The sequence below is a fragment of the Nocardia cyriacigeorgica genome (assembly GCF_010868145.1).
GTDB lineage: Bacteria > Actinomycetota > Actinomycetes > Mycobacteriales > Mycobacteriaceae > Nocardia > Nocardia cyriacigeorgica_D.
On the sequence record NZ_JAAGUY010000021.1, the window covers coordinates 65,042 to 88,325 of the forward strand.

Here is a 23,284-nt window from a genome sequence, read left to right on the forward strand (position 1 = left end):
CGTAGGACAAAACTCAGGCGCGCTCGGTCACCGGTGCGGCGACCGGGACGTCCTCCGGCTCGGGCTCCGGACGCACCCAGCGGCGATACGCGATGAACAGCAGCACCAGCCACACCACGCCGACGACCAGCGCGACCCGGCTGTCGGTGTCGAAGGCGATCACACCGATCACGAACACCAGGAACCCGATGGTGATCAGCTGCCCGTAGGGCCAGAACGGCACCGGGAACTTCAGCTCCGCGACCTCATCGGCGCTCATCCGGCGGCGCGAGCGGTAGTGCGAGAGCAGGATCATCAGCCAGACGAAGATGGTCGCGAAGGTGGCGATCGAGGCGATGACCAGGAACACCTTGTCGGGGATCAGGTAGTTGAGCAGCACGCCGACCAGCAGCGTGGCGGTCATGATGACCACCGTCATCCAGGGCACGCCGTTGCGGGAGACCTGCTTCATCACCGCGGGTGCCTGGCCGCGCTGGGCCATACCGAACATCATCCGGCCCGCTCCGAAGATATCGCTGTTGATGGCCGACAGCGCCGCGGTGATCACCACGATGTTGAGCACCGTCGCGGCCGGGCCGATGCCGAGCCCTTGGAAGATCTGCACGAACGGGCTGCTTTCGCCGCTGATGCTCTGCCACGGGTTGATGGCCATGATGACGGCCAGCGTCAGCACATAGAACAGGATGATCCGAACCGGGACGGTATTGATCGCGCGCGGGATCGTGCGCTCCGGATTCTCGGCTTCACCTGCGGTGATACCGATGATCTCGGTACCGCCGAAGGCGAACATGACGATCGCGAAGCAGGCGACGAAACCACCGAAGCCTTCGGGGAAGAACCCGCCGTCAGCCCACAGATGGGAGACACCGGTGCTGGTGTCGTGGACACCGAAACCGAAGATCAGGATGGCGATACCGCCGGCGATCATGGCCACGATCGCGACGATCTTGACCAGGCTGAACCAGAATTCGACCTCGCCGAACACCTTGACGTGCAGCAGGTTGATCGCGCCGATGAAGAAGATGATCGACAGCACCCAGATCCATCGGGGCACGTCCGGGAACCACAAGCCCATGTACACGCCGAACGCGGTGACGTCGGCGAGGCAGACGATGATCATCTCGAAGGTGTAGGTCCAGCCGGTCATGAACCCGGCCAGCGGGCCGAGGTGCTTGCTGGCGTACTCGCCGAACGATCCGGAGACCGGGTTGCTCACCGCCATCTCGCCCAGCGCGCGCAGCACGATGTAGATCGCGGCGCCGCCGATGAGGTAGGCCAGTAGCACGGACGGGCCTGCGCGATTGATCGCTTCGGCCGAGCCGTAGAACAGGCCGGTCCCGATGGCCGATCCGAGCGCGATGAAACGTATGTGCCGGGCGTTGAGCCCACGGGTCAGCACTTCGGCGGTCTTGTTCAAACCATTCTCCCGAGATCGTTCAGGCGGAAACCGATGCGTTTGGGCCGCGGTTGTGTGTCCCGTCACATTGGCCCTACATGTATAAACCTGTCTATACAGGAATGTCAACGCCCACATTCCGTACAGCGCGAGCCCGCGGTGGCCACGACAGGCGAACCGCCACGTCAGCCCCTTGACAGCCTGTCTATACAGGCCTATACATATTCGGCATGGCGTGATCCACCACACAGCGCGGTAACCACCGCGCCGCCGGGTCGCCACTCATGTCGACGCCGCAGAAAGTCAGGCTCATGAACAACGACGGCACCTCCGAGGACATCCTCAGGCTCGAACGCCGCACCATCGACGTCGTTCCGGACAACGAACGGCATGGCACACCGCGCAGCCAGTTCACCCTGTGGTTCGGGGCGAATATGCAGATCACCGCGGTGGTCGACGGTGCGCTCGCGGTCGTCTTCGGCGCCGACGCGCTCTGGGCAATTCTAGGGCTACTCATAGGCAACGTCTTCGGCGGTGCGGTCATGGCACTGCATTCGGCACAGGGCCCGCGGATGGGCCTGCCACAGATGATCTCGAGCCGTGCCCAATTCGGCGTCAAAGGCGCAGTGGTTCCGCTGGTGCTGGTGATCCTGATGTACCTGGGATTCGCCGCCACCGGCACCGTGCTGGCCGGGCAGGCAGTCGACAAGATGCTCGGGATCGACAACCCGACCGTCGGAATCCTCATCTTCGGCGCGCTCACCGCGTTCGTCGCCATCACCGGGTATCGGCTGATCCACGTGGTCGGCCGCATCGCCACCGTCCTCGGGATCCTCGGCTTCACCTACCTGGCGATCCGGTTGTTCGCCGAATACAACGTCGGCGACTTCGTCGGCATCATCGGATTCGACCCGGTGACCTTCCTGCTGGCCATCTCCCTCGGCGCAGGCTGGCAGCTGACCTTCGGCCCCTACGTCGCCGACTACTCCCGATACCTGCCGCGCAGCACCAGCGAACGCACCACCTTCTGGTCGACCTTCCTCGGCAGCGTCATCGGCTCGCAATGGTCGATGACCTTCGGTGCGCTGGTCGCGGCGGTCGCCGGTGACGCGTTCCTCGGCAACCAGGTCGGGTTCCTCGGCGAGCTCGCCGGGCCCGCCGTCATCGCCTTCCTGATCTATCTGGTGATCGTGGTCGGCAAACTGACGGTCAACGTACTCAACGCCTACGGCGGTTTCATGTCAGTGCTCACCAGCGTCACCGCGTTCAACGGGCGCTCGCACATCTCCACGGTCGCCCGCAGCCTGTACATCCTCGGGTTCGTCGGGGTGTCGATGTTGATCGCGATCGCCGCGAGCGCAGACTTCCTGGAGAACTTCAAGAACTTCGTCCTTGTGCTGCTCATGGTGTTCACGCCGTGGAGCGCGATCAACCTGATCGACTACTACCTGATCTCCAAAGAACGCATCGATCTGCCCGCGCTCTACGACCCGGCGGGCCGCTACGGCGCATGGAACGTACCCGCGCTGGCCTGCTACGCCCTCGGCGTGGTCGCGCAGATCCCGTTCCTGGCGCAGAAGCTCTACACCGGCCCGATCACCGACATGCTCGGCGGCGCCGACATCTCATGGATCGTCGGCATCGTATTCACGGCCGCGATCTACTACCCGGTCGCCAAACGCACCAACAACCCACCCGCGCAGATGATCTACCCGTCGCACACCGCGATGGTCGACACCCGTATCTAGGAGTCATGCATGGCAACCACCGCACTGACCGATATCGGCGTCCTCGTCACCAACGATCCCGCCCTCGGCGAAGGGCCGCTCGGCCTGCGCCGTGACGCCGCCGTCGTCTTCGAAGACGGCGCCGTCGCCTGGGTCGGCGATTCGGCCGCCGCTCCGGCCGCCGATACGCAGCACTCCCTTGACGGGCGCGCCGTACTGCCCGGATTCGTGGAATCCCACTCGCACCTGGTGTTCGCCGGGGACCGGGCCGAGGAGTTCGCGGCGCGGATGTCCGGGCAGAAGTACGCAGCGGGCGGAATCCGTACCACCATCGCGGCCACAAGGGCCGCCACCGATGAGCAGCTCGGGGCGAATGTGCGCAGGCTGCTCGACGAATCGTTGCGGGCGGGCAGCACGACCGTCGAATGCAAATCCGGCTACGGGCAGTCGGTCGCCGACGAACTGCGCAGTGTCCAGGTGGCAGGACGCCACACCGACGAGGTGACGCTGCTGGCCGCGCATGTGCCACCGCCCGAGTACGCGGGCCGCGCCGACGACTATGTGGCGATGGTGGTCGCGGAGATGATCCCGAAGTGCGCTCCGCACGCCAAATGGATCGACGTATTCTGCGAGCAGGGCGCCTTCGACCGCGACCAGGCGCACGCCGTGCTCACCGCCGGAATCGCGCACGGACTGATTCCGCGGGTGCACGGAAACCAGCTGCGGCAGGGGCCGGGTGTACAGCTCGCGGTGGAGCTCGGGGCGGCATCGGTCGACCATGTGACGCACGTGAACGCCGCCGATATCGACGCCCTCGCCCAGAGCGACACCGTCGCCACCCTGCTGCCCGGCGCGGACTTCTGCACCCGCAGCAGCTATCCCGACGCTCGCGCACTGCTCGATGCGGGTGTGACGGTGGCGCTTGGCGCCGACTGCAACCCCGGCACCAGCTATACGACCAGCCTGCCGTTCTGTATCGCCATCGCGGTGCGCGATATGCGCATGACACCGGACGAGGCCGTCTGGGCCGCCACCGCCGGCGGCGCCCGTGCCCTGCAACGCACCGACATCGGCGCGCTGACGCCCGGCGCCCGCGCGGACGCACTCGCGCTCGACGCGCCATCCCACCTGCACCTGGCCTACCGGCCCGGCGTCCCGTTGATCAGCCGAGTGTGGCGCGAAGGCACGCTCGCCCACGCGAACTGAGGAGCACACGATGCAACCACGCTGGACTGGCCGCACCGATGGCACCGCCCCCGAACACCTGCGCTGGCATCAGGTCGTCGAACCGTACGAGTCCGGTGTCGAGCCGGGCGCGTGTGTGTTCATCGGTTTCGCCAGTGACGAGGGGGTGCGACGCAACAAGGGACGCGTCGGCGCGGCAGCCGGACCCGATGCGCTGCGTCAGGCACTGGCACCCATGGCGCTGACCGAACCACACCGCGCCTTCGACGCGGGCAACGTCACAGTTGTCGACGCGCTCGACGAGGGTCAGCGCGAGCTCGGCGCCACTGTCGCAGAGCTATTGGACGCCGGGCATTTCCCGATCGTCCTCGGTGGCGGCCATGAAATCGCCTACGGCACCTACCTCGGCGTTGCCCGGTCCGCGCTGCGCACTTCTAGCACCCGGGTCGGAATCCTCAACCTCGACGCCCATTTCGATCTCCGCGCCGACCCGGTCCCCAGTTCCGGCACTCCGTTTCGGCAGATCCTCGAAGCGGACGGCGGTGTGCGGTACGCCGTGCTCGGCATCAGTCAGCCGAGCAATACCGCCGCCCTCTTCGACACCGCCGCGAAGTTCGACGTGCGCTACCTACTCGACGACGATTGCGATCAGGCGGCCGCACTCACCTTCGTAGACGGCTTCCTCGCCGAGGTCGACCTCGTGTACCTCACCATCGATCTGGACGTCCTGCCCGCCTCTGTCGCGCCGGGCGTCAGCGCTCCCGCGGCCTTCGGGATCCCCCTCCCGACGATCCAAGCCGTCTGCGACCACGTCACCGCGAGCGGCAAGCTCGCTGTCGTGGATGTGGCCGAGCTGAATCCGGGGCTCGATATCGATAACCGAACCGCACGAACGGCAGCGCGATTGATCCACCGCATCGGCACCCGGCATATGCCGTTGAGCTGAACGCGCGAAGGCAGCCGTCGGACCAATAGCCAGTCGAGCCGACGGCCGCGAACTAATGTCGAGCCGTGACCAGCGAATCTCACGAAGCGGCCATGCGGCTGCTCGATACTGTCACCGAATCGACGCAGCGTCTGCTCGCCACGATCGATTCTCTGGACGACGCCGCTCTCACCGAGCCGTCCCTGCTGCCCGGCTGGACCCGCGGGCACGTGCTTGCGCACCTGTCCCGAAATGCCGACAGCCTGGTCAATCTGCTGCTGTGGGCGCGCACCGGAATCGAAACCCCGCAGTACGCAAGCGCTTTCCTGCGCGAATCCGACATCCAGGAAGGCGCCCCACGGCCCCTCGCCGAGCAGCGCACCGATTTCGTGGAGTCGGCGCAGCGTTTCGTGGGCCTCGCCCGCACCCTCACCCCCGAGCAGTGGGAAGCCGAGGTACGCACCCGGCAGGGCCGCCCTGTCCCCGCGACCGAGATCGTCTGGATGCGCTGGCAGGAGGTCGAAATCCACCACGTCGACCTGGGCGCCGACTACACCCACACCGACTGGCCCAGCGCCTTCGTCACCCGACTGCTCCCCGAGGCCGCAGCGAGCTTGAGCAAGTCCGCCACAGAACCGTTCGACATCATCACCCCCGACTTCACCACCACCATCGGCGAAGGCACTCCCACCCACACCATCACAGCCCCCGCTGCCGACACTCTCGTATGGCTCCTCGGCCGCAACACCCCCGACTCACTCCCCCAACCTCTCCCGCCGCTCCCCGACTGGAAGTAGAGCGAGTGGGACCTGGTTGCGGCAATTGTCGAGAAGACCCAGCAGCCAGGTACCCTCGCGAGCGGTGTCAGGCGGCCTTGGCGGACCAGCCGTGGTGGGTGAGGCGGCTGTGGGGGGCTACGTTCGCGACGGGGGCGCCGGTGCAGTCGTTGGAGGCGAACAGCAGAAAGTTGCGCGAGCTGCGGTTCTCGACCTCGATCTCACGCGGGAAGCCGCTGGCCCAGCACTGGTCGAGGTTGCTCAGCTCCATCGTGCCGTCGATCATCACTACTTCGCGGCCGTCACCTCCGCCGAAGGAACCGGTGGGAAGGCCGGCGGGAAAGGCGGACGCGGCAGGTGCCGCCACGGACGCGGCGATGATAGTGAGAGCACCCATGCAGGAGACCATTCCAAGTTTCACGCGCCGATGCTACAAGCCGCGGACCGGCCATCCCCACCGCTGGAGGGTGTCAGCTGTCGCCGCTCGGGCGTGCCCGGAGGATCTGATCTCCGGCGTCGACGTAACGTTCGAACAGGTCGGTGACGTCGGCCAGACGTGCCCGAGCCGGCGGATCGTCGGTGAGTTCGGCGCCATGACGGAGGACCTCGACGAAACGGCGCGCGCGCTGCTGGCTGGCCGCGAGCAGGTTCTCCAGACCGCCGCGCGCTTCGACGAGTAGGCGACGACTGCCGGGTTGCGCGATGGTGCGGGCCAGGCCCCAGGACACCAACTCACGGACAGCCGTGCTCACCGCCCCCTTGCTGGCGTCGGCGACCACGCCGAGGTAGTCGAGGCCGACCGGTTCGGATTCGAGCAGCAGCCTGCCGTAGACGCGACCGGTGGCCCTGGCGAGGTTCCAGGAGGCGAACAGGTCGCCGACCTGCTGGGCGAACTCTTCTCGCTCGTCGGCGCTCATGATCGGATCTCGCGCAGGAACTCGAGCAGCACCGCGGTGACCGAGGCCGGCGCGTCCAACGGGGCGAGGTGGCCCGCGTCGGCGATGACATGTTCGCGGATCCCCTCGGCCGCGGCCCACCGTGGCATCGCCGAGGCGATGTTGCCAGTGCGATCGAGAGCGCCGCGGATCAGGCACAGCGGAAGCGGGGTCCGATATTCGGGCTCCGGGTCGACCAGACTCGCGGTGGCTCGCCAGACCTCGATGAATTCGACCTTGCCGATCCGGGTGAAGGCGTCGGCAGCGTACGCGCGTCCGGCAGGCGTCACGGCGGACGCGTCGGCCATCATCGATGGCAGCGATCGCGCCGGTATCAGCCGCAACATCGGTGCGGCCATCCGCAACAGGCCGCGCTCCCACGCACTCAGCGGCCCGTGGTTCCAGGTCGAGTCGATGACGACCAGTCCCGAATAACGCTGCGGCTCCCGGTACACCGCGACCTGACTCAGATTTCCGCCCAGCGAATGCCCGACCAGCACCGGCCGCTCCAGGCCGCAGTGCTCGATCAGCGCGGTGAGATCCGCCAGCGCCCGCTCCGCACTGAACCCACCGCTGTTCGGGCGCGACCGGCCGTGTCCGCGCATATCCCAACCGATCGCCCGCAGCCCAGCTCGTCGAACCTCATCCAGCTGTTCGTCGAACATGGCGGAGTCGACCCCGGCTCCATGGGTGAACACCACCGGCCACCCCGCCCCACCACTGTCGCGATGTCGGATCGCACACCCCGGAAGCTCTAATGTCTGTGTCATATTCACAATATTCTGAATATAGCCGAATATGCCGCTGAGTCGCCGAACCCCGATGCCGCTCGGCGCCTGAACGAGCGGCGGGAAGATCACGCGGCAAGCCTCCGTCGAGAACCCCGTAGCGCCTTGCACACTGCGCGACCCTCGGCGGCCGTGGAGGATGTCGCTGTGACGAGTCCGCGCATCCCGCTGGCCGACCTTCTCATCGCCGGTCTCACCGCATCGACCACGGCCGCCGAACGGGCGGCGGCGGTTCGGCCGCCGTACCCGGTACCCGCCGCCATTGCCCCCATCCGAGATCACGTTCTCCGCGAGCTCGAGGTCCGGCTGCCGCCTGACGGGGATGGGCCGCGGACGGTCACCCGGGCTTTGGGGCCGGTCGAAAGTTATCGGGAGACGGTCCGCGTGCTCGGTCGACCGCGCCGTGCGCTTTTCGATTTCGACGACGCGGCCTGTGCGTTGATCGCCGTGGGGGCACTGGCCGCCGACGACGTGGAGGACCTCGCCCCTTTCTTGCCCACCTGGTGCGGCTATCGCCGGCAGCTCGTACTGAACCGCCTCGCTGCCGGGGATCTGGCCGGCGCCCGGGCCTCGGCAGCAGAACTCGAGGACGAATACCGCTGGCGCGCTTACCGCGACATCGGCGCCGAGCTCGCTGTGCGCGGCGACGCCACAGGCTTCTTCGCTGAGTGGCGGCATTACGCGATCGCTCGTGAACGTGAGGACCTGGCCGAACTCGCGAAGCTGTTGGTCGCGGGTGTCGCAGGCCGCGAGGGTTGGAATCCAGCTCCGGCGGGCGGGCTGGTCGAGGACCTACAGCGTGTGGTCGACGGCCACGCCGCCGGGGTTCTGCCCGAGCTCGACCAACTGGTCCTGCTGTCCGCCGCCATCAGGTCGGTCACCGACCCCTGTCCGCAACGCGATCACCCCCTGCTCGACCGGGTCGTCGACCGTCTCGTCGCCATAGGCCCGGCCGCGGGCAAGGCGGCCGTGCACCGGCGCGACGCCGAGCTCGCCGCATTGTGGCCTGCCATCGGCAATCGTGACACCCTTGCCCGCATCCGCCAGGCGGTCCAGACGCCGGGGTTCCGAGAGAACCTGACGATGCTGCCGCGGGATGCGGCACCGGCCGGGTCCGACTGATCTGTTCGTCCACGACGATGTCCGCGTCGCCGGGGCCTGGCATGGAACTGTCGCAGCCGGGAGCTGGCGGCAGAGGAGCGCGACACCGGCCTGCGCGGTGCGGCCCCACGGTGATCCTTCTGGCGCGACCGACCTCGAACACGAATCGGCCCCTGATCTGCTGGTGCAGTTCAAGGGCCGATTTCTGTGCGCCCGAAGGGATTCGAACCCCTAACCTTCTGATCCGTAGTCAGATGCTCTATCCGTTGAGCTACGGGCGCTTGCCTGTGTTCAGTTGTTCACCCGGTTTCCCGGGCTTGGCGGAGGCGAGAGGATTTGAACCTCCGGTCCCCGTGAAGGGACAACTCATTAGCAGTGAGTCCCATTCGGCCGCTCTGGCACGCCTCCTGGAGCCTTCTCTTCGAGGGCACCGGTCCTTTCGAACCGCCGAGCAGCAAGGTTACAGTAGGCGATCCACAGAGTGCAAAACGGCTGGTAGTTAGCGTAAATTGCTGTCGAACCAGTCGAAGATCCTGGTTTGGGCGTCGACGAGATCGTCGCGCTCGTCCTCGTCGTCGTCGCCGGGTTTGTCGGCGCGGTGCAACAGGCCCGGGTAGCTGATCACCAGACTGGCCACCGACGCGCGGGCGGCGGCGTCGCGCAGTTGCTCGACCTCCGTGGGCGGGGTGGTGGGATCGGTGTCACCGAACAGGCCAAGCCACGGCGCCTGCAGGCTCGGGGCGATCTGCACCAGGGCCTCGGCCTTGCCGGTGAGCGGGCTGACGATGCCAGGGGCCGCGACGCTGACGGCGGCGCCGATGGGGCGGTTGGTCGCGACGAGGAAGGCCGCGGTGCCCGCGGTATCGAACCCGAGTGCGCCGATGCAGTCCGGGAACACCCCGTGCCGGGTCAGCCAGTCGAAGCAGGCGTCGAAATCCTCGAAGAGCTCGTCGCCGAACACCCCCGTCGACGGGGTGTCGGTGGCGCGGTGGAACAGGTTGGGGGCGACCACCGTCCAGCCCTCGGCGGCCAGCGCCCGCATGAGCTCCAGCAACGGTCCGGTGAACTCACCGGACTCGTGCAGCAACACGATGCCGCCGCGGGCATTGCCTTCGGGTTCGACCACCGTGATGGGCACCTGCCGGTGTGCGGCCGGGCGCTGATCCGGCTCGGGCTCACCCTCGGTTGCCATGTCGTCCCCGACGCGCAGCGGCGCTAAATCGTCATAAGTGCCCGACATGAATCCAGCCTAGGACCGAATTCTGATCTTGGGGAGAAATTGCACGTGAGAGGCCCTCGCGCACGAAAATTCCTGGGCCGGGCATATGGTTGGGGGGTGACCGCGCAGATTCGGCCGGACCTCGATTCCATTCCGGCGTACGTCCCCGGCCGCAACCATCCCGGTGCGGTCAAGCTCGCCAGCAACGAGACCACCTTCGGCCCGCTGCCCGCCGCGCTGAAGGCCATCACGGAGGCTGCGGAGCTGTCGAGCCGCTATCCGGACAATCAGGTGACGGAGTTGCGGGCCGCGCTCGCGGAGTTCCTCGGCGTCTCGCCGGCGAACGTCGCGGTGGGCTGCGGCAGTGTCGCGCTGTGCCAGGAGCTGGTGCAGATCACCTGTTCCTCGCCCGAGGACGAGGTGGTGTACGCGTGGCGCTCGTTCGAGGCGTATCCGATCGTCACCCAGGTGGGCAATGCCACGGCCGTGCCGGTGCCGCTCGACCCGGAGCTGGTGCACGATCTGGACGCCATCGCCGCCGCGGTCACCGACCGGACGAAGATGATCTTCATCTGCAACCCGAACAATCCGACCGGCACCGCCGTCGGCCGCGAGGCACTGACCGGCTTTCTCGATTCCGTCCCGGACAACGTGCTCGTCGTCCTGGACGAGGCCTACTACGAGTACATGCGGCTGACACCGCAGGATCGCCCCGACGGGGTCGAGCTCGGCCGGAATCGCCCCAATGTCGTTGTCCTGCGTACCTTCTCGAAGGCCTACGGTCTGGCCGGATTGCGGGCAGGCTATGCGGTCGGCGCGCCAGAGGTGATCACCGCGCTCCTGAAGGTGCATATCCCGTTCAGCGTCAACCGGGTCGCCCAGGCCGCCGCGGTCGCCTCGCTGGAGGCGCGCCACGAACTACTCGACCGCACCGAGCCGCTGATCGCCGAGCGCGACCGAGTGCGGGCCGCGCTGGTCGCCGCCGGCTACCGGGTGCCGCCGAGTGAGGCGAACTTCGTCTGGCTGGCGCTGGACGAGCACAGTGTCCCGTTCGCGGAGGCGAGCGCGGAAGCGGGTGTGCTGGTGCGACCGTTCGCCGGTGACGGCGTGCGTGTCACCGCCGGCGACCCACACGAGAACGACCTGTTCCTGAACTTCGCCACCGATCCGGCGGTCGCCGCCCGCTTCACGGGCTGACCTCCCCGAGCCCGTCAGGAGATCCCGAGTCCGCGTGCGATGGTCGGCCAGGAGCTGACCAGCTCGTCGGCCCAGTACGGCCAGGAATGGGTGCCGGTGGACCGGAAATTCGCAGTGTGCGCGATGCCGAGGGCGTTCAGCCGATCGACGAGGCGTCGGGTGCAGGCACTGGTGCCCGCCTCGAGCGGGCTGCCGAAGCCGATGGCGGTCAGCCATTCCGGATTACCGGGGTGGTCGTATGTGCCGGGGATACCGCTACCCGATGAGAGGTAGATGGCCTTGCCGCGCAACGCTTCCGCCTGGCTGGTGACGTCGTGCGCGAGCCACGCCGGGTCGTCGGGGCGGCCGAACATATTGTCCGGATCGCCCTTGTACGTGGCGATCACGGCGCGGACCTGCGCCTGACCGAGGTCGGATCCGCTGGTGTAGCAGCCGCTGTGCGCGGCGATGGCGCTGTAGAGCTGCGGTTCGCGCACGGCGAGCATCATGGCGCCCTCGGCGCCCATCGACACCCCCATGAGGGCGTTACGGCCGTTACCGTCGAATCTGGCGTCGATCAGCGGCGGTAGTTCCTTGGTGAGGAACGTCTCCCACATGTTCGTGCCGAGCACGGGATCGGGGTGCTGCCAATCGGTGTAGTAGCTGGCCGGACCACCGACGGTCAGCACGACGTTGACGTTCTTGTCCTCGTAGAACTCCATCGCCCGGCCACGTTCGATCCAGTTGTTGCTGTCCTCGACGGCGCTACGACCGTCCAGCATGTAGACCGTCGGCCGAGGAGCGCTGCGATCGCGCGGCAGCAGCACCTGCACTTCGACGGTGCGGCTCATGGCGGGCGAATCGACGTAGACGCGCAGCCTGCGATCGGTGATCTCGCTGATCCCGCTGATCGTGGGGCGTGCGGACATGGGCCTGGTCTGCTCGGCCATGCCAGGGCCGTCGGAGGATCCGGTGCCTTGTTCCTCGACGGGCGCCGCCGTTGTCAGGGGGGCACCGGTCGCCACCGCACCGATCAGCAGTGCGGCGCTCACCAATGCGCCGGACAGCCAGCGCCGCGGGCCACGCCGAGACAGCATGCAGCCATCCTGCCAGACGCGCCGACGAGGCTCCGGCGGCGCGAGTCGGGCGCGGCGCGGATTCATCCTGTCAGCTCGATATTCGGCCGAACTCAGGGCTCGTAGACGCCGTAGGCACGGTTGGCGATACACATCGGCACCACATGCTGATCCCGGCGCCATTCGAATCGGGCAGCAGCCTCGACGGTTTCGCGTTCCACCAGGCAGACGGTGGTGGTGCCGGGCAGGGTGATATTCGCCAGCGGCGAGACCGCCAGCGGGATCCCGACGTAGACCTTGTTGTTCATGCACACCGGCACCACCGGTACACCGCGGGCGGCGCTGTGGCGGTCGGCCACGCCTTGGGCGTACGGCACACCGCCGCAGTCCAGTGGGTCGGCGTCGCTCGCCTGGGCCGGTGCGGCGGCGAGGGTGAGACCGGCCGCGGTACCCACGGCCAACAAGGTCAGGGATCTAGCGATGGTGGTCCACGTCATAGCGGCATTGAAACACCCGGCCCGCACGACACACTCGATAATCCGGGCGTGTCATCAGGCTGGGATGTGATCGGTATCGAGGCGACGACGCCCGCCGCGGCCGGAGAGATCCGGCCGACGGCGGCGGTTCGTTGCGGAGACGGAGGGATTTGAACCCCCGGTCGCTCTCACGACGCTCGCTTTCAAGGCGAGTGCATTCGGCCGCTCTGCCACGTCTCCAGGCCAACGATCGTAACCGATCCGGCCGATGGCTCAGCGGCCGTCCGAGAGAGCCTCGAGGTCGATGCGGGAGAACACGTCGGCGATGACGTCGAGCTGCTCGGGGGTGAGCAGGTCGATGAAACCCTTACGGACGGCCTCGACATGGCCGGGCGCGGCTTCGGACAACATGCTGACCCCGGCGTCGGTGAGTTCGGCGAGGACCCCGCGCCCGTCCTCTAGACAGGTATTGCGGCGCACCAGCCCCTGCGTCTCCATCCGGCGGATCTGATGGGTGAGGCGACTGCGGGAGGACAGCACGCCGTCGGCGAGTTCGCTCATGCGCAGCGACCGCCCCGGTGCCTCGGACAGCAGCACGAGGATGCGGTATTCGGCCAGGCTCAGATCGTTGTCGCGCTGCAACTGCCGGTTCAACGTGGTCATCAGGCGGAGATGGCCGTCCATGAACGCCCGCCACGCGTTCTGCTGAGCCGGGGTCAACCACTCCGGCTCAGCGGAAACGCGACCGCTTGGTTTGGTAGGCACGTCGGTATTCTATGTCGTCCGACCAGCGAAGTTACCGGCCGGTTACCCCTTTCGCGGTCAGCGCGGGGTGGCGAGCAGATCGCGCGAGAGATCACCGACCTTCGCGTGGCCCGACAGACCCATCGCCGAATCGAAGTCGGCGAGCAGCAGACGCAACGCATGACGCACGCCGTCATGGCCCGCGATGCCGAGGCCGTAGGCCCATGGGCGCCCATAGAACACCGCTTTCGCGCCGAGCGCCAAGGCGATGAGCATGTCGGAGCCCGTGCGGATACCGGAATCGAAAAGCACATCGGCCCGATCGCCGACACTCGCGACGACGGCGGGTAGCGCGTCAAGGGCCGCGATGGAGCCATCGACCTGACGACCGCCGTGATTGCTGACCACCACCGCGTCGGCGCCGGCGTCCACCACCTGCCTGGCATCGTCGGGATGCAGGATGCCCTTCACCGCGATCGGCAGATCGGTCCATTCCCGCACGTGCGCGATATCCGCCGGACGCAGCGTGTGGTTGCCGAAGAGCCCGGCCCAGGTGAGGATCGCGGTGCGCATCGCGTCCTCGCTGTCCTCGGGCGGCGCGGGTAGCTTGGCGCGGAACACCGGATCGGATAGGTAGTTGGCGATGCCCTTACCCTGCAGGAACGGCAGATGCGCCAATTCCAGATCACGGGGACGCCAGCCGAGCGACGGGGTGTCGACGGTGACGACGATCGCCTTGGCGCCCGCCTTCTCCGCACGCTGGACGAACGAGCGGGCCAGATCGTTGTCGGCCGGCCAGTACAGCTGGTACCACCATTCGCCGGAGACCGCACCGACTTCCTCGATGGTCGACGATGCCGCCGTGGACAGCACCATGCCAACCCCGAGCTCCTTGGTGACCTCGCCGACCACCGTCTCCCCGCGCTCCTGCAGCAGCTCCAGCACGCCGACCGGTGCGGTCAGCACCGGTGCAGCCAGTTTGGTGCCGAGCACCTCGACCGACAGATCGCGGGTGCCGTAGCCGGTGGTGCCGCGCAGCATGCGCGGGACGATCCGGTACCGGTCGAAGGCCGCGCGGTTGGCCTGCGCCGTCCGCTCCCCCGACGCGCTACCCGCGACGTAGGCGAAGGCCTCTGCGCCGAGCAGCTCCTCGGCGCGCGCCTCGAGCCCGTCCGCCGTCATCGGCAGTTCGGGCACCTCGCCGCCGAGACCGCGAAAGTAGATCTCATTCTGAAAGTCGATGAAGCTGCTCACGCTCGAAGACGCTAGCCCCTGCGCCCCGTGACCGCGCCCACACACCCGAATCCCACCGCGACGTTGCCGCGATGGTCCGGTGGTAGCCCGAAGTGGTCGGGCAATATGGGGCGTGTGCGTGCGATCAGGTTGAACGGGTTCGGCGGCCCCGAGGTGATGGAGTGGGCCGAGACGCCCGATCCGCAGGCCGGGCCCGGTGAGGTACTCATCGACGTTGCCGCCGCCGGAGTGAACCGGGCCGACGTCATGCAGCGTAAAGGCCACTATCCGCCGCCGCCGGGTGCGAGTGAGGTCCCCGGGCTGGAGTGTTCGGGCGTGATCGCTGCTGTCGGTGATGGCGTGCGCGGCTGGTCGGTGGGTGATCGGGTGTGTGCACTGCTGTCCGGCGGCGGCTACGCCGAACGCGCCGTCGCACCGGCGGGCCAGCTGCTTCCCATACCGGACGGGCTCGATCTGGGCGCGGCCGCGGGATTGCCCGAGGTCGCGGCCACGGTCTGGTCGAACCTCGTGATGACCGCCGGACTACACGCGGGACAGCTGGTGCTGATCCATGGCGGTGGTAGCGGTATCGGCACGCATGCGATCCAGGTGGCCAAGCGGCTCGGCGCCCGGGTCGCGGTGACGGCGGGTTCGGCGGGCAAGCTGGAACGGTGCCGTGAGCTGGGCGCCGACATCCTGATCAACTATCGCGAGGAAGACTTCGTCGCCGTCATCCGTGCCGAACAGGGCAGCGGTGGACCAGGGGCGGACATCATTCTCGACAATATGGGCGCCGCCTACCTCGCGCGCAATGTGGAAGCGCTGGCCACCTACGGACAGCTGGTCGTCATCGGGTTGCAGGGCGGGGTCAACGCCGAGCTGAATCTCGCGGCGCTGCTGGGGAAGCGTGCCGCGGTCCGCGCGACGAACCTGCGCGGGCGTCCGGCGAACGGGGTCGGCAGCAAGGCCGAGATCATCGCCGAGGTCCGCGAGCATGTGTGGCCGCTGGTCACGGAGGGAGCGGTGGTTCCGGTGATCCACGCCGAACTGCCGATCAACGAGGTCGGTGACGCACACGCATTGCTCGACTCCGCCGACACGGTCGGCAAGGTCGTGCTGCACATCGGCGACTACTGAGTCGCACGGAGCTATCGCTCGCCGGTCCGCACCGCACCCGACCAGACCGGCCGGACCTCGCAGATCGCCGGCCTACGCGCACAGGTAGTCGCCGACGGGATCGACTCGTGTTGTGGCGCCGGCATTCGGTCGGCGGGGGTGCAGAGCCGGGGTGAACCCGGTTGCGCGCTACTCAGTCCAACGCCGACAACGCGCGACCGAGCTGGTCGATCTCGAACCTCGTCGTGTAGGGCGCAAGGCCGACGGTCACCGCACCACCCTCATCGTTGACACCGAGCGCATCGAGCAGCCGGCTGCCGCCGTGCGTGCCGCTGAGTACGACGATGCGATTGTCGGCGAGCTTTGCGGCGATCTTCTCCGCCTGCAGCCCGACCATGGTGAAGCTGACGGTCGGGATACGGGTGGAGGCACGGCCGATGACGGTGAGGTTGTCGATCTTGTCCAGGGTGTCCATCAGATGCTCGAACAGCTGGTCGTGATAGTCCTGCAGCGAGGTGATGGAGATTTCCAGGCGCTCACGGCGAGTGCCGGTGGCGCGTTCGTCCAGGCTCGCCAGATAGTCGATCGAGGTGGTCAGCCCGGCGAGCAGCGAATACTGGTGCCCGCCGACCTCTAGCCGCTCCGCACCCTTGGCATACGGGTTGAGCGACATCGACGGGATGCGGTCCAGAAACGCCGGGTCGCGGAACACCAGCGCACCGATCTGCGGCCCACCCCACGACGGCGCGCTCAGCGCGACCACGTCGGCGTTGAGTTCCTCGATATCGATCAGGGCGTATGGCGCGGCGCCGAACGCGTCGGCCACCAACAGTCCACCCACCTCATGGACCCGGTCCGCGGCAACCCGCACCGCGGGCGCCGAACCGACGATCGGTGATGCGGCGGTCAGTGCGACCAGACGCGCAGTGGGCCCGATCAGCTCCTCGAACTGCCAGGACGGCATCTCGCAGGTCTCGATCTCGACCTCGGCCCAGCGCACATGCGCGCCGTAGCGGTTGGCGATGCGCAGCCAGGGGGCGACATTGGCCTCGTCATCCAGGCGCGACAGCACGATCCCGGTACCGAGCCCGAGACGCGAGCTCAGCGATTCGGCCAGCCAGGCCAGCAGTACCGCACGATCCGGTCCGAGCACTACGCCGGCGGGATCACCGCCGACCAGGTCTGCCACCGCCTCGCGCGCCGAGTCCAGAATCGCGGCTGCGCGCTTGGCTGAGCCATGGCGGCCGACGTGGGAAAACGACGACGTACGGAAACCTGTTGATACGGCCCGGGATACCGAATCCGGAACCAGCATGCCCGCTTGCGGGTCGAGATGGATCCAGCCGTCGCCCAGGGACGGTATCAGGCCCCGAACCCGTGCGACGTCGTAAGTCATGCTGGCCACTCTAAGGGCAGCGGGCGAGGCCGCGTAACCCTCCCCACAGCCACCGCCTTTAGCACGTTCGCCGCCGACGCGACATGATGGAGACCATGACGCACTCGGATGACGCATCGGATCCCGTTGTCGTAATCGGACCCGAAGGACGCCCCCTGCTGCTACCCGGCGGTAAGGGTTCGGACGCGCCTTTCACCGCCCAGGTGGTCTCCGACGACGACGGCAAACCCAACGACTCCGACGACCGCGACGACTCCGGCGAATCACTGGCCGACATGGTCGAGCAGCCGGCAAAGGTCATGCGCATCGGCACCATGATCAAGCAGCTGCTCGAGGAGGTCCGTGCGGCACCGCTCGACGATGCAAGCCGCGCCCGCCTGCGTGAGATCCACAAGTCCTCGATCCGTGAGCTGGAGCAGGGGCTGGCACCGGAACTGCGTGAGGAGCTCGAGCGGCTCACGCTGCCGTTGACCGATGAGTCCGTGCCATCGGATGCCGAGCTGCGCATCGCCCAGGCCCAGCTCGTCGGCTGGTTGGAGGGCTTGTTCCACGGTATTCAGACCGCGCTGTTCGCCCAGCAGATGGCCGCGCGGGCGCAGCTCGAGCAGATGCGCCAGGGCGCGCTGCCGCCCGGTGTGCACGCGAGCGACCCCCGTGGTGGCCAGCACGGCCAGACCATCGGCGGCACCGGCCAGTACCTGTAACCGCAGGACAAATAGTGCTGGCCGGGCCCGGAACGTATCGGCCGAGTAGTGTCGAGCACCGTGCCCGCCGCTGCCGCTCGCCCCGACTCGGTTTCTGAAGTGAGTAACGAACAGACCTCCGAACCCATCGTCACCGCGCCCGTCGAGCCTGCCGAGCCGCTGATGTCGGACTCGCAGTCCTTCGCCCGCGCGTGGCGGGACATGCACGACGGCTTCGGCCAGCGCGAGTTGTGGCTATCGCTGGGCTGGCAGGACATCAAGCAGCGTTACCGGCGCTCGGTGCTCGGCCCGTTCTGGATCACCATCGCCACCGGAGTGCAGGCCACCGCCATCGGCATTCTCTACGCGGCGCTGCTCGGGCAGCCGCTGCGGGAGTACCTGCCGTATGTGGCGGTCGGGTTGATCGTGTGGAACGTGATCCAGGCCAGCATCCTCGAAGGCTCCGATGTGTTCATCGCCAACGAGGGGCTGATCAAACAATTGCCCTCGGCGTTGAGCGTGCATGTGTATCGCCTCGTGTGGCGGCAGTTCTTGTTCTTCGCGCACAACTTCGCGATCTATTTCGTCGTTCTGATCGCGTTCGGGGTATGGCAGAACCTGCATTGGACGGTCGTTTTCGCGATACCGGCCTTGTTGTTGATCTTCGCGAACTCCATGTGGGTATCGATCCTGTTCGGCATATTCAGCACCAGGTACCGCGATATCGCCCCGATCCTCGGCAGCATGACCCTGATGCTGTTCGTGCTGACCCCGGTCATGTGGAACACGAAGAGCCTGCAGGAACAGGGCGGCGAGGTGGCCGATCGGGCCAAGCTGGCCGAAATCGTGCCGACCTTCCACTACCTGGAAATCGTGCGCGCACCGCTGCTCGGTGACGACCAGCAGCTCTATCACTGGGTGATCGTCGGCGCGATCACCGTCGTCGGCTGGGTCGCCGCCGTACTCGCCCTGAAGAAGTTCCGTTCGCGCGTCCCGTACTGGGTATAGGAGTCGATGCAGCGATGACAGATCATGTGAGCATCGAAACCCGCAATGCGTGGGTGGAGTTCCCCATCTTCGACGCGAAATCGCGGTCACTGAAGAAGGCCTTCCTCGGTAAGGCCGGCGGCGCCATCGGACGTAATCAGTCCGACGTCGTGGTGGTCGAAGCCCTGCGTGACATCACCCTCTCACTGAAAGAGGGTGACCGGATCGGCCTGGTCGGACACAACGGCGCCGGCAAATCCACCCTGCTTCGGCTGCTGTCGGGCATCTACGAACCCTCGCGTGGCAGCGCCAGGATTCGCGGCCGGGTGGCGCCGGTCTTCGATCTCGGTGTCGGCATGGACCCGGAGATCTCCGGCTACGAGAACATCATCATCCGCGGACTGTTCCTCGGGCAGACCCGCAAGCAGATGATGGCCAAGATCGATGAGATCGCCGACTTCACCGAGCTCGGCGAATACCTGTCCATGCCGCTGCGCACGTACTCCACCGGTATGCGCGTGCGCCTCGCGATGGGCGTGGTCACCTCGATCGATCCGGAAATCCTGTTGCTCGACGAGGGCATCGGAGCCGTCGACGCCGAATTCATGAAAAAAGCCCGGCTGCGCCTCCAGAAATTGGTGGCCCGATCCGGCATCCTGGTCTTCGCCAGCCATTCCAACGAATTCCTCGCCCAGCTCTGTGATTCGGCCCTGTGGATCGATCACGGCCAGGTCCGGTTGCACGGCGGCATCGAGGAAGTGGTGCGGGCGTACGAAGGCCCCGAGGCGGGTAATCACGTCGCGACCGTCCTTGCCGAATTGGAAGCCGAGAAGGCTGCCGGTGACGCCGAACGAGAACTGGAGCCGAACCAGACATGAGTGAGCCGACCGGGCCGAACACCCCGATCGCTGCCGGGGCGTCCCCGGTCGAGTCAGCGGCTTCCGCCGAGCAGGTGGCGGTCGACACCGGCGCGACCGCGCGCATCGTCGCCGTCGTCGTCACGCACAAGCGGCGCGAACTGCTGACCGAATCGCTGAAGGTGCTCGCCTCCCAGTCGCGTCCGGTCGACCATCTGATCGTCGTCGACAACGGCAATGAGCCGGAGGTCGCCGATCTGGTCCGCGACCAGCCACTGGAAACCACCTACCTGGGCTCGGCCCATAACCTGGGCGGAGCGGGCGGGTTCGCGCTCGGCATCCTGCACGCACTGAGCCTCGGTGCCGACTGGGTGTGGCTGGCCGATGACGACGGCAGGCCCGAAGGCCCCGAAGTGCTGGCCACGCTGCTGGACTGCGCGGGCAGGCACGGCCTGGTCGAGGTCTCGCCGGTGGTCTGCGATATCGACGAACCCGACCGGCTGGCATTCCCGCTGCGGCGCGGCGTTGTCTGGCGGCGGCTGCGTTCGGAACTCGGCGACGAGGACTTCCTGCCCGGTATCGCGTCGCTGTTCAACGGTGCGCTCATCTCCGCCACCGCGATCGACGTCATCGGTGTGCCCGATCTGCGCTTGTTCGTCCGCGGCGACGAGGTGGAGGTGCACCGCCGACTTGTGCGCTCCGGCCTCCCGTTCGGCACCTGCCTGCAAACCGCCTACCTGCATCCCAACGGCGCCGCGGAGTTCAAGCCGATTCTCGGCGGCCGCATGCACACCCAGTACCCGGACGACCCGGTCAAGCGCTACTTCACCTACCGAAACCGTGGCTACCTCATGTCCCAGCCCGGCATGCGCAAGCTCCTCCCCCAGGAATGGATCCGCTTCTCCTGGTTCTTCCTCGTCACCCGCCGCGACCCGGCCGGTCTGCGCGAATGGTTCCATCTGCGCAGCTTGGGCCGGCATGAGCAGTTCGGGAAACCGGAGTAGGTTGCGCGCGCCCGCTCGGGCGAAAATCGGTTGCGCCGGATCGGCGCGTCTGTGAGAGTCGAGGAAACTTCGAGGTGAACGAGGAGGTGGAGTTCGTGGTGAATGTCGCGCGGTGTGTCGTGTCCGGGTCGGCGGTGCAGGTGCACGCCACCGGATCGAACTCCATCTCGTACTCAACTCGCTGAGCTCCGATCGGGGCTCGGCGTCCCCACGGAGGTTCTCTCACCATGGTCGATAACGACCTGTTGGTTCCCTATGGCTGGACCGAACGCGTCCGGCTCGAATATGCCGCACTGCTCGACACCGATTGCGTGCCCGCACGGGTGATTCGGATGGATCGTGGCGAATGCGATGTCGCGACACCCACCGGACCCGGTCGGGCGACGTGCCCGCGCTCGGATTCCGAGGTCAGCGGTCTCTGCACCGGTGACTGGGTGCTCATCGACGAGACCATGCACGTGCGGCGGATGCTGCCGAGGCGCTCGGCGATCGTGCGCTCAACGGCGTCACGCGATTCGCACGGGCAGGTGCTCGCCGCCAATGTCGATACGGTGCTGGTCTGCACCGCGGCCGACGGCGACGTCGACCTCGGCCGGATCGAGCGCATGCTCGCCCTCGCCTGGGAGTCCGGAGCGCAACCAGTCGTCGTGCTCACCAAAGCCGATGCGGCCGACCATCTTCCGCTGGACCAAGTCAGTGCCGTCGCGCCGGGCGCCACGGTGATCGCGGTCAGCGCCACCGCCGGATACGGCCTCGATGTGCTCACCGCTCTGCTCGACGGCACCGTGGCGTTGATCGGACCGTCCGGCGCGGGCAAGTCCACGCTCGCCAATGCCCTGCTCGGCGCTGAGGTCTTCGCCACCAATGATGTTCGCGCAGTCGACAAGAAGGGCAAGCACACCACGGTGCACCGTGAGCTGCGCCCATTGCCCGGCGGCGGCACGTTGATCGATACGCCGGGCCTGCGCGGCGTCGGGATCTGGGACGCGACCGAAGGCATCGAACGCGCCTTCAGCGATATCGAATCCCTCGCCGCCGACTGCCGATTCAATGATTGCGCGCACGGTGGCGAGCCCGGTTGCGCGGTCCGTGCCGCCATCGATAGCGGCGAACTCACCGAGCGCCGCTTCGACAACTACCGAAAGCTCGCCCGCGAGAACGATTGGATGGCCGCCCGCACGGACAAACGTCTGCGCGCCGAACGCGAGAAGGCGTGGCGCGATATCACCAAACAGCACCGCCGGATGTTCCGCGAGAAGAACCAGCGGCGCTGACAAGGGCACGCGGCGGGCCATCGGGCAACCGGTGGCCCCCGTTGCCGTCGGCCAGCCGCTTCAGCCGGCCTGTGGCGCGAACCGTTGCCCATGCGTCGCGGACAGCCGACCTACCAGCGACAACGGTCGATCAGACTGCCGTAGGGACGGTGTGAAGCACGCCACTCGACAGCCCTATGCAACTGGTTGCATAGGGTGTGGGTTTACGCTTAGTGTCGAGAAGCGGATGGCCGCGGATGCCGTACCGCGGCGGATACGACAGGAGCAGTCAATGACCGAATCGAAGTCGCTCGCGGGTAAAACGCTGATCATGTCGGGCGGCAGCCGCGGCATCGGGCTGGAAATCGCCAAGCGGGCCGCGGCGGACGGCGCGAACATCACGCTGATCGCCAAGACCGATCAACCGCATCCCAAGCTCCCCGGCACCATCCACACCGCCGCCGCCGAGCTCGAGGCCGCGGGCGGCAAGGTACTTCCGTTCGTCGGTGACGTGCGGATCGACGAATCGGTCGCGGAGGCCGTCGAGCAGACGATCGAGCGGTTCGGCGGCATCGACCTCGTGGTGAACAACGCCTCGGCCATCGACCTCTCGCCCACCGACGCGCTGCCGATGAAGAAGTACGACCTCATGCAGGACATCAACTGCCGCGGCAGCTTCCTGCTGTCGAAGCTGTGCATCCCCTCACTGCGCGAATCCGCCGCGGCCGGGCGCAATCCGCACATCCTCACCCTCTCCCCGCCGCTGAACCTCGACCCGAAGTGGGCAGGCTCCTCGCTCGGCTACACCATCGCCAAGTACGGCATGTCGCTGACCACGCTCGGCCTTGCCGAGGAACTGAAGTCCGACGGCATCGGCGTCAACTCGCTGTGGCCGCGCACCACCATCGCCACCGCCGCGGTGAAGAACCTGCTCGGCGGCGAGGAAATGGTCGCCACCTCCCGCACCCCCGATATCTACGCCGACGCCGCCTACCTGGTGCTGACCTCGCCGTCCACCGAAACCACCGGCAACTTCTTCATCGACGACGACGTCCTCGCCGCCCACGGCATCACCGACCTGGACAAGTACCGCGTCGTGCCGGGCGACGGACCGCTCACCACCGACCTGTTCCTCTGATCGGCAGCCGGCTACCGCACCAGAGGCTCCACCGCGCTCGCAGTCCGGCGCACGGGAGCGGCGGCCTGCTGTCATCCTGGGGCCGGGCTGATC

At 67.1% G+C, this 23,284-nt stretch carries 23 protein-coding genes and 3 tRNA genes; 13 read left to right on the forward strand and 13 right to left on the reverse strand.

The window, feature by feature from the left end; all coding sequences use genetic code 11:
- Positions 1–13: 13 nt before the first annotated feature.
- Positions 14–1,417 carry an amino acid permease gene (locus GV792_RS21675; RefSeq protein ID WP_163826123.1) on the reverse strand — a complete coding sequence of 468 codons (1,404 nt, stop codon included), beginning with the start codon at positions 1,415–1,417 and terminating at the stop codon, positions 14–16.
- A gap of 290 nt (positions 1,418–1,707) precedes the next feature.
- On the opposite strand from GV792_RS21675, the gene GV792_RS21680 reads away from it, so the two are divergent.
- The 4 genes from GV792_RS21680 (at position 1,708) to GV792_RS21695 (ending at position 6,030) form a co-directional block, all read left to right on the forward strand.
- Entirely contained in the window at positions 1,708–3,144 is a 1,437-nt protein-coding gene (locus GV792_RS21680) for a purine-cytosine permease family protein (RefSeq protein WP_163826124.1), read from the forward strand.
- A 9-nt stretch (positions 3,145–3,153) separates the two neighbouring features.
- Positions 3,154–4,329, forward strand: a complete 1,176-nt coding sequence (gene hutI / locus GV792_RS21685) for an imidazolonepropionase (protein ID WP_163826125.1) — start codon at positions 3,154–3,156, stop codon at positions 4,327–4,329.
- A 10-nt stretch (positions 4,330–4,339) separates the two neighbouring features.
- Positions 4,340–5,254, forward strand: a complete 915-nt coding sequence (hutG, locus tag GV792_RS21690) for a formimidoylglutamase (RefSeq protein ID WP_163826126.1) — start codon at positions 4,340–4,342, stop codon at positions 5,252–5,254.
- Positions 5,255–5,319: 65 nt separating this feature from the next.
- A complete protein-coding gene (locus GV792_RS21695) occupies positions 5,320–6,030 on the forward strand; it encodes a maleylpyruvate isomerase family mycothiol-dependent enzyme (protein ID WP_163826127.1) in 711 nt (236 codons plus the stop codon).
- Positions 6,031–6,097: 67 nt separating this feature from the next.
- Here GV792_RS21695 and GV792_RS21700 read toward each other — a convergent pair whose 3' ends face one another.
- From GV792_RS21700 to GV792_RS21710, 3 genes are all read right to left on the reverse strand, one after another.
- Positions 6,098–6,406, reverse strand: coding sequence for a hypothetical protein (locus GV792_RS21700; protein ID WP_163826128.1), 309 nt, complete (start codon positions 6,404–6,406; stop codon positions 6,098–6,100).
- Positions 6,407–6,479: 73 nt separating this feature from the next.
- A complete protein-coding gene (locus GV792_RS21705; RefSeq protein ID WP_163826129.1) occupies positions 6,480–6,926 on the reverse strand; it encodes a GbsR/MarR family transcriptional regulator in 447 nt (148 codons plus the stop codon).
- Positions 6,923–7,642: an alpha/beta fold hydrolase gene (locus GV792_RS21710; protein WP_309138618.1), complete on the reverse strand. Its 720-nt coding sequence runs from the start codon at positions 7,640–7,642 to the stop codon at positions 6,923–6,925. Before GV792_RS21710 ends, GV792_RS21705 begins: the two co-directional genes overlap by 4 nt.
- A gap of 237 nt (positions 7,643–7,879) precedes the next feature.
- Here GV792_RS21710 and GV792_RS21715 point away from each other — a divergent pair, with 237 nt between their 5' ends.
- Positions 7,880–8,854, forward strand: a complete 975-nt coding sequence (locus GV792_RS21715) for a hypothetical protein (protein ID WP_218581209.1) — start codon at positions 7,880–7,882, stop codon at positions 8,852–8,854.
- A gap of 187 nt (positions 8,855–9,041) precedes the next feature.
- Here GV792_RS21715 and GV792_RS21720 read toward each other — a convergent pair.
- From GV792_RS21720 to GV792_RS21730, 3 genes are all read right to left on the reverse strand, one after another.
- A tRNA-Arg gene (locus GV792_RS21720) sits at positions 9,042–9,114 on the reverse strand.
- A gap of 37 nt (positions 9,115–9,151) precedes the next feature.
- A tRNA-Ser gene (locus GV792_RS21725) sits at positions 9,152–9,241 on the reverse strand.
- A 91-nt stretch (positions 9,242–9,332) separates the two neighbouring features.
- The gene (locus GV792_RS21730) at positions 9,333–10,073 is read right to left on the reverse strand and encodes a dienelactone hydrolase family protein (RefSeq protein ID WP_163826131.1); all 741 of its coding nucleotides are present in this window, start codon (positions 10,071–10,073) and stop codon (positions 9,333–9,335) included.
- Positions 10,074–10,169: 96 nt separating this feature from the next.
- Here GV792_RS21730 and hisC point away from each other — a divergent pair, with 96 nt between their 5' ends.
- Positions 10,170–11,249, forward strand: a complete 1,080-nt coding sequence (hisC, locus tag GV792_RS21735; protein ID WP_163826132.1) for a histidinol-phosphate transaminase — start codon at positions 10,170–10,172, stop codon at positions 11,247–11,249.
- A 14-nt stretch (positions 11,250–11,263) separates the two neighbouring features.
- On the opposite strand, the gene GV792_RS21740 is transcribed toward hisC, so the two are convergent.
- From GV792_RS21740 to GV792_RS21760, 5 genes are all read right to left on the reverse strand, one after another.
- Positions 11,264–12,325, reverse strand: coding sequence for an alpha/beta hydrolase (locus GV792_RS21740; protein ID WP_163826133.1), 1,062 nt, complete (start codon positions 12,323–12,325; stop codon positions 11,264–11,266).
- A 92-nt stretch (positions 12,326–12,417) separates the two neighbouring features.
- Complete coding sequence (locus tag GV792_RS21745) at positions 12,418–12,801, reverse strand: hypothetical protein (RefSeq protein ID WP_256668525.1); 384 nt, start codon at positions 12,799–12,801, stop codon at positions 12,418–12,420.
- A 134-nt stretch (positions 12,802–12,935) separates the two neighbouring features.
- Positions 12,936–13,020: transfer RNA gene (locus GV792_RS21750), tRNA-Ser, on the reverse strand.
- Positions 13,021–13,053: 33 nt separating this feature from the next.
- Positions 13,054–13,464, reverse strand: coding sequence for a MarR family winged helix-turn-helix transcriptional regulator (locus GV792_RS21755; protein ID WP_163826155.1), 411 nt, complete (start codon positions 13,462–13,464; stop codon positions 13,054–13,056).
- Positions 13,465–13,602: 138 nt separating this feature from the next.
- Positions 13,603–14,778 carry a lactate 2-monooxygenase gene (locus tag GV792_RS21760; protein WP_163826134.1) on the reverse strand — a complete coding sequence of 392 codons (1,176 nt, stop codon included), beginning with the start codon at positions 14,776–14,778 and terminating at the stop codon, positions 13,603–13,605.
- Between the two features lie 114 nt (positions 14,779–14,892).
- On the opposite strand from GV792_RS21760, the gene GV792_RS21765 reads away from it, so the two are divergent.
- Entirely contained in the window at positions 14,893–15,894 is a 1,002-nt protein-coding gene (locus GV792_RS21765) for an NAD(P)H-quinone oxidoreductase (protein ID WP_163826156.1), read from the forward strand.
- 172 nt (positions 15,895–16,066) lie between these two features.
- Here the strand turns inward: GV792_RS21765 and GV792_RS21770 are convergent, their stop codons facing one another.
- Positions 16,067–17,269 (reverse strand): cysteine desulfurase-like protein, encoded by a 1,203-nt coding sequence (locus tag GV792_RS21770; protein ID WP_163826135.1) that lies wholly within the window; start codon positions 17,267–17,269, stop codon positions 16,067–16,069.
- Between the two features lie 95 nt (positions 17,270–17,364).
- Between GV792_RS21770 and GV792_RS21775 the strand changes: the two genes are divergently transcribed.
- The 6 genes from GV792_RS21775 (at position 17,365) to GV792_RS21800 (ending at position 23,191) form a co-directional block, all read left to right on the forward strand.
- Positions 17,365–17,973, forward strand: coding sequence for a bacterial proteasome activator family protein (locus GV792_RS21775; protein ID WP_175583136.1), 609 nt, complete (start codon positions 17,365–17,367; stop codon positions 17,971–17,973).
- A gap of 162 nt (positions 17,974–18,135) precedes the next feature.
- On the forward strand, positions 18,136–18,960 hold the full coding sequence (wzm, locus tag GV792_RS21780) for a galactan export ABC transporter permease subunit Wzm/RfbD (RefSeq protein ID WP_163826158.1): 825 nt from the start codon (positions 18,136–18,138) through the stop codon (positions 18,958–18,960).
- A gap of 14 nt (positions 18,961–18,974) precedes the next feature.
- Positions 18,975–19,817, forward strand: a complete 843-nt coding sequence (wzt, locus tag GV792_RS21785) for a galactan export ABC transporter ATP-binding subunit Wzt/RfbE (protein ID WP_163826136.1) — start codon at positions 18,975–18,977, stop codon at positions 19,815–19,817.
- The gene (glfT1, locus tag GV792_RS21790; protein WP_175584645.1) at positions 19,814–20,800 is read left to right on the forward strand and encodes a galactofuranosyltransferase GlfT1; all 987 of its coding nucleotides are present in this window, start codon (positions 19,814–19,816) and stop codon (positions 20,798–20,800) included. The genes wzt and glfT1 overlap by 4 nt, the downstream gene beginning before the upstream one ends.
- A 227-nt stretch (positions 20,801–21,027) precedes the next feature.
- Positions 21,028–22,074: a ribosome small subunit-dependent GTPase A gene (gene rsgA, locus GV792_RS21795; RefSeq protein WP_163826137.1), complete on the forward strand. Its 1,047-nt coding sequence runs from the start codon at positions 21,028–21,030 to the stop codon at positions 22,072–22,074.
- A gap of 271 nt (positions 22,075–22,345) precedes the next feature.
- Positions 22,346–23,191 carry an SDR family oxidoreductase gene (locus GV792_RS21800; protein WP_163826138.1) on the forward strand — a complete coding sequence of 282 codons (846 nt, stop codon included), beginning with the start codon at positions 22,346–22,348 and terminating at the stop codon, positions 23,189–23,191.
- The last annotated feature ends 93 nt before the right edge of the window (positions 23,192–23,284 follow it).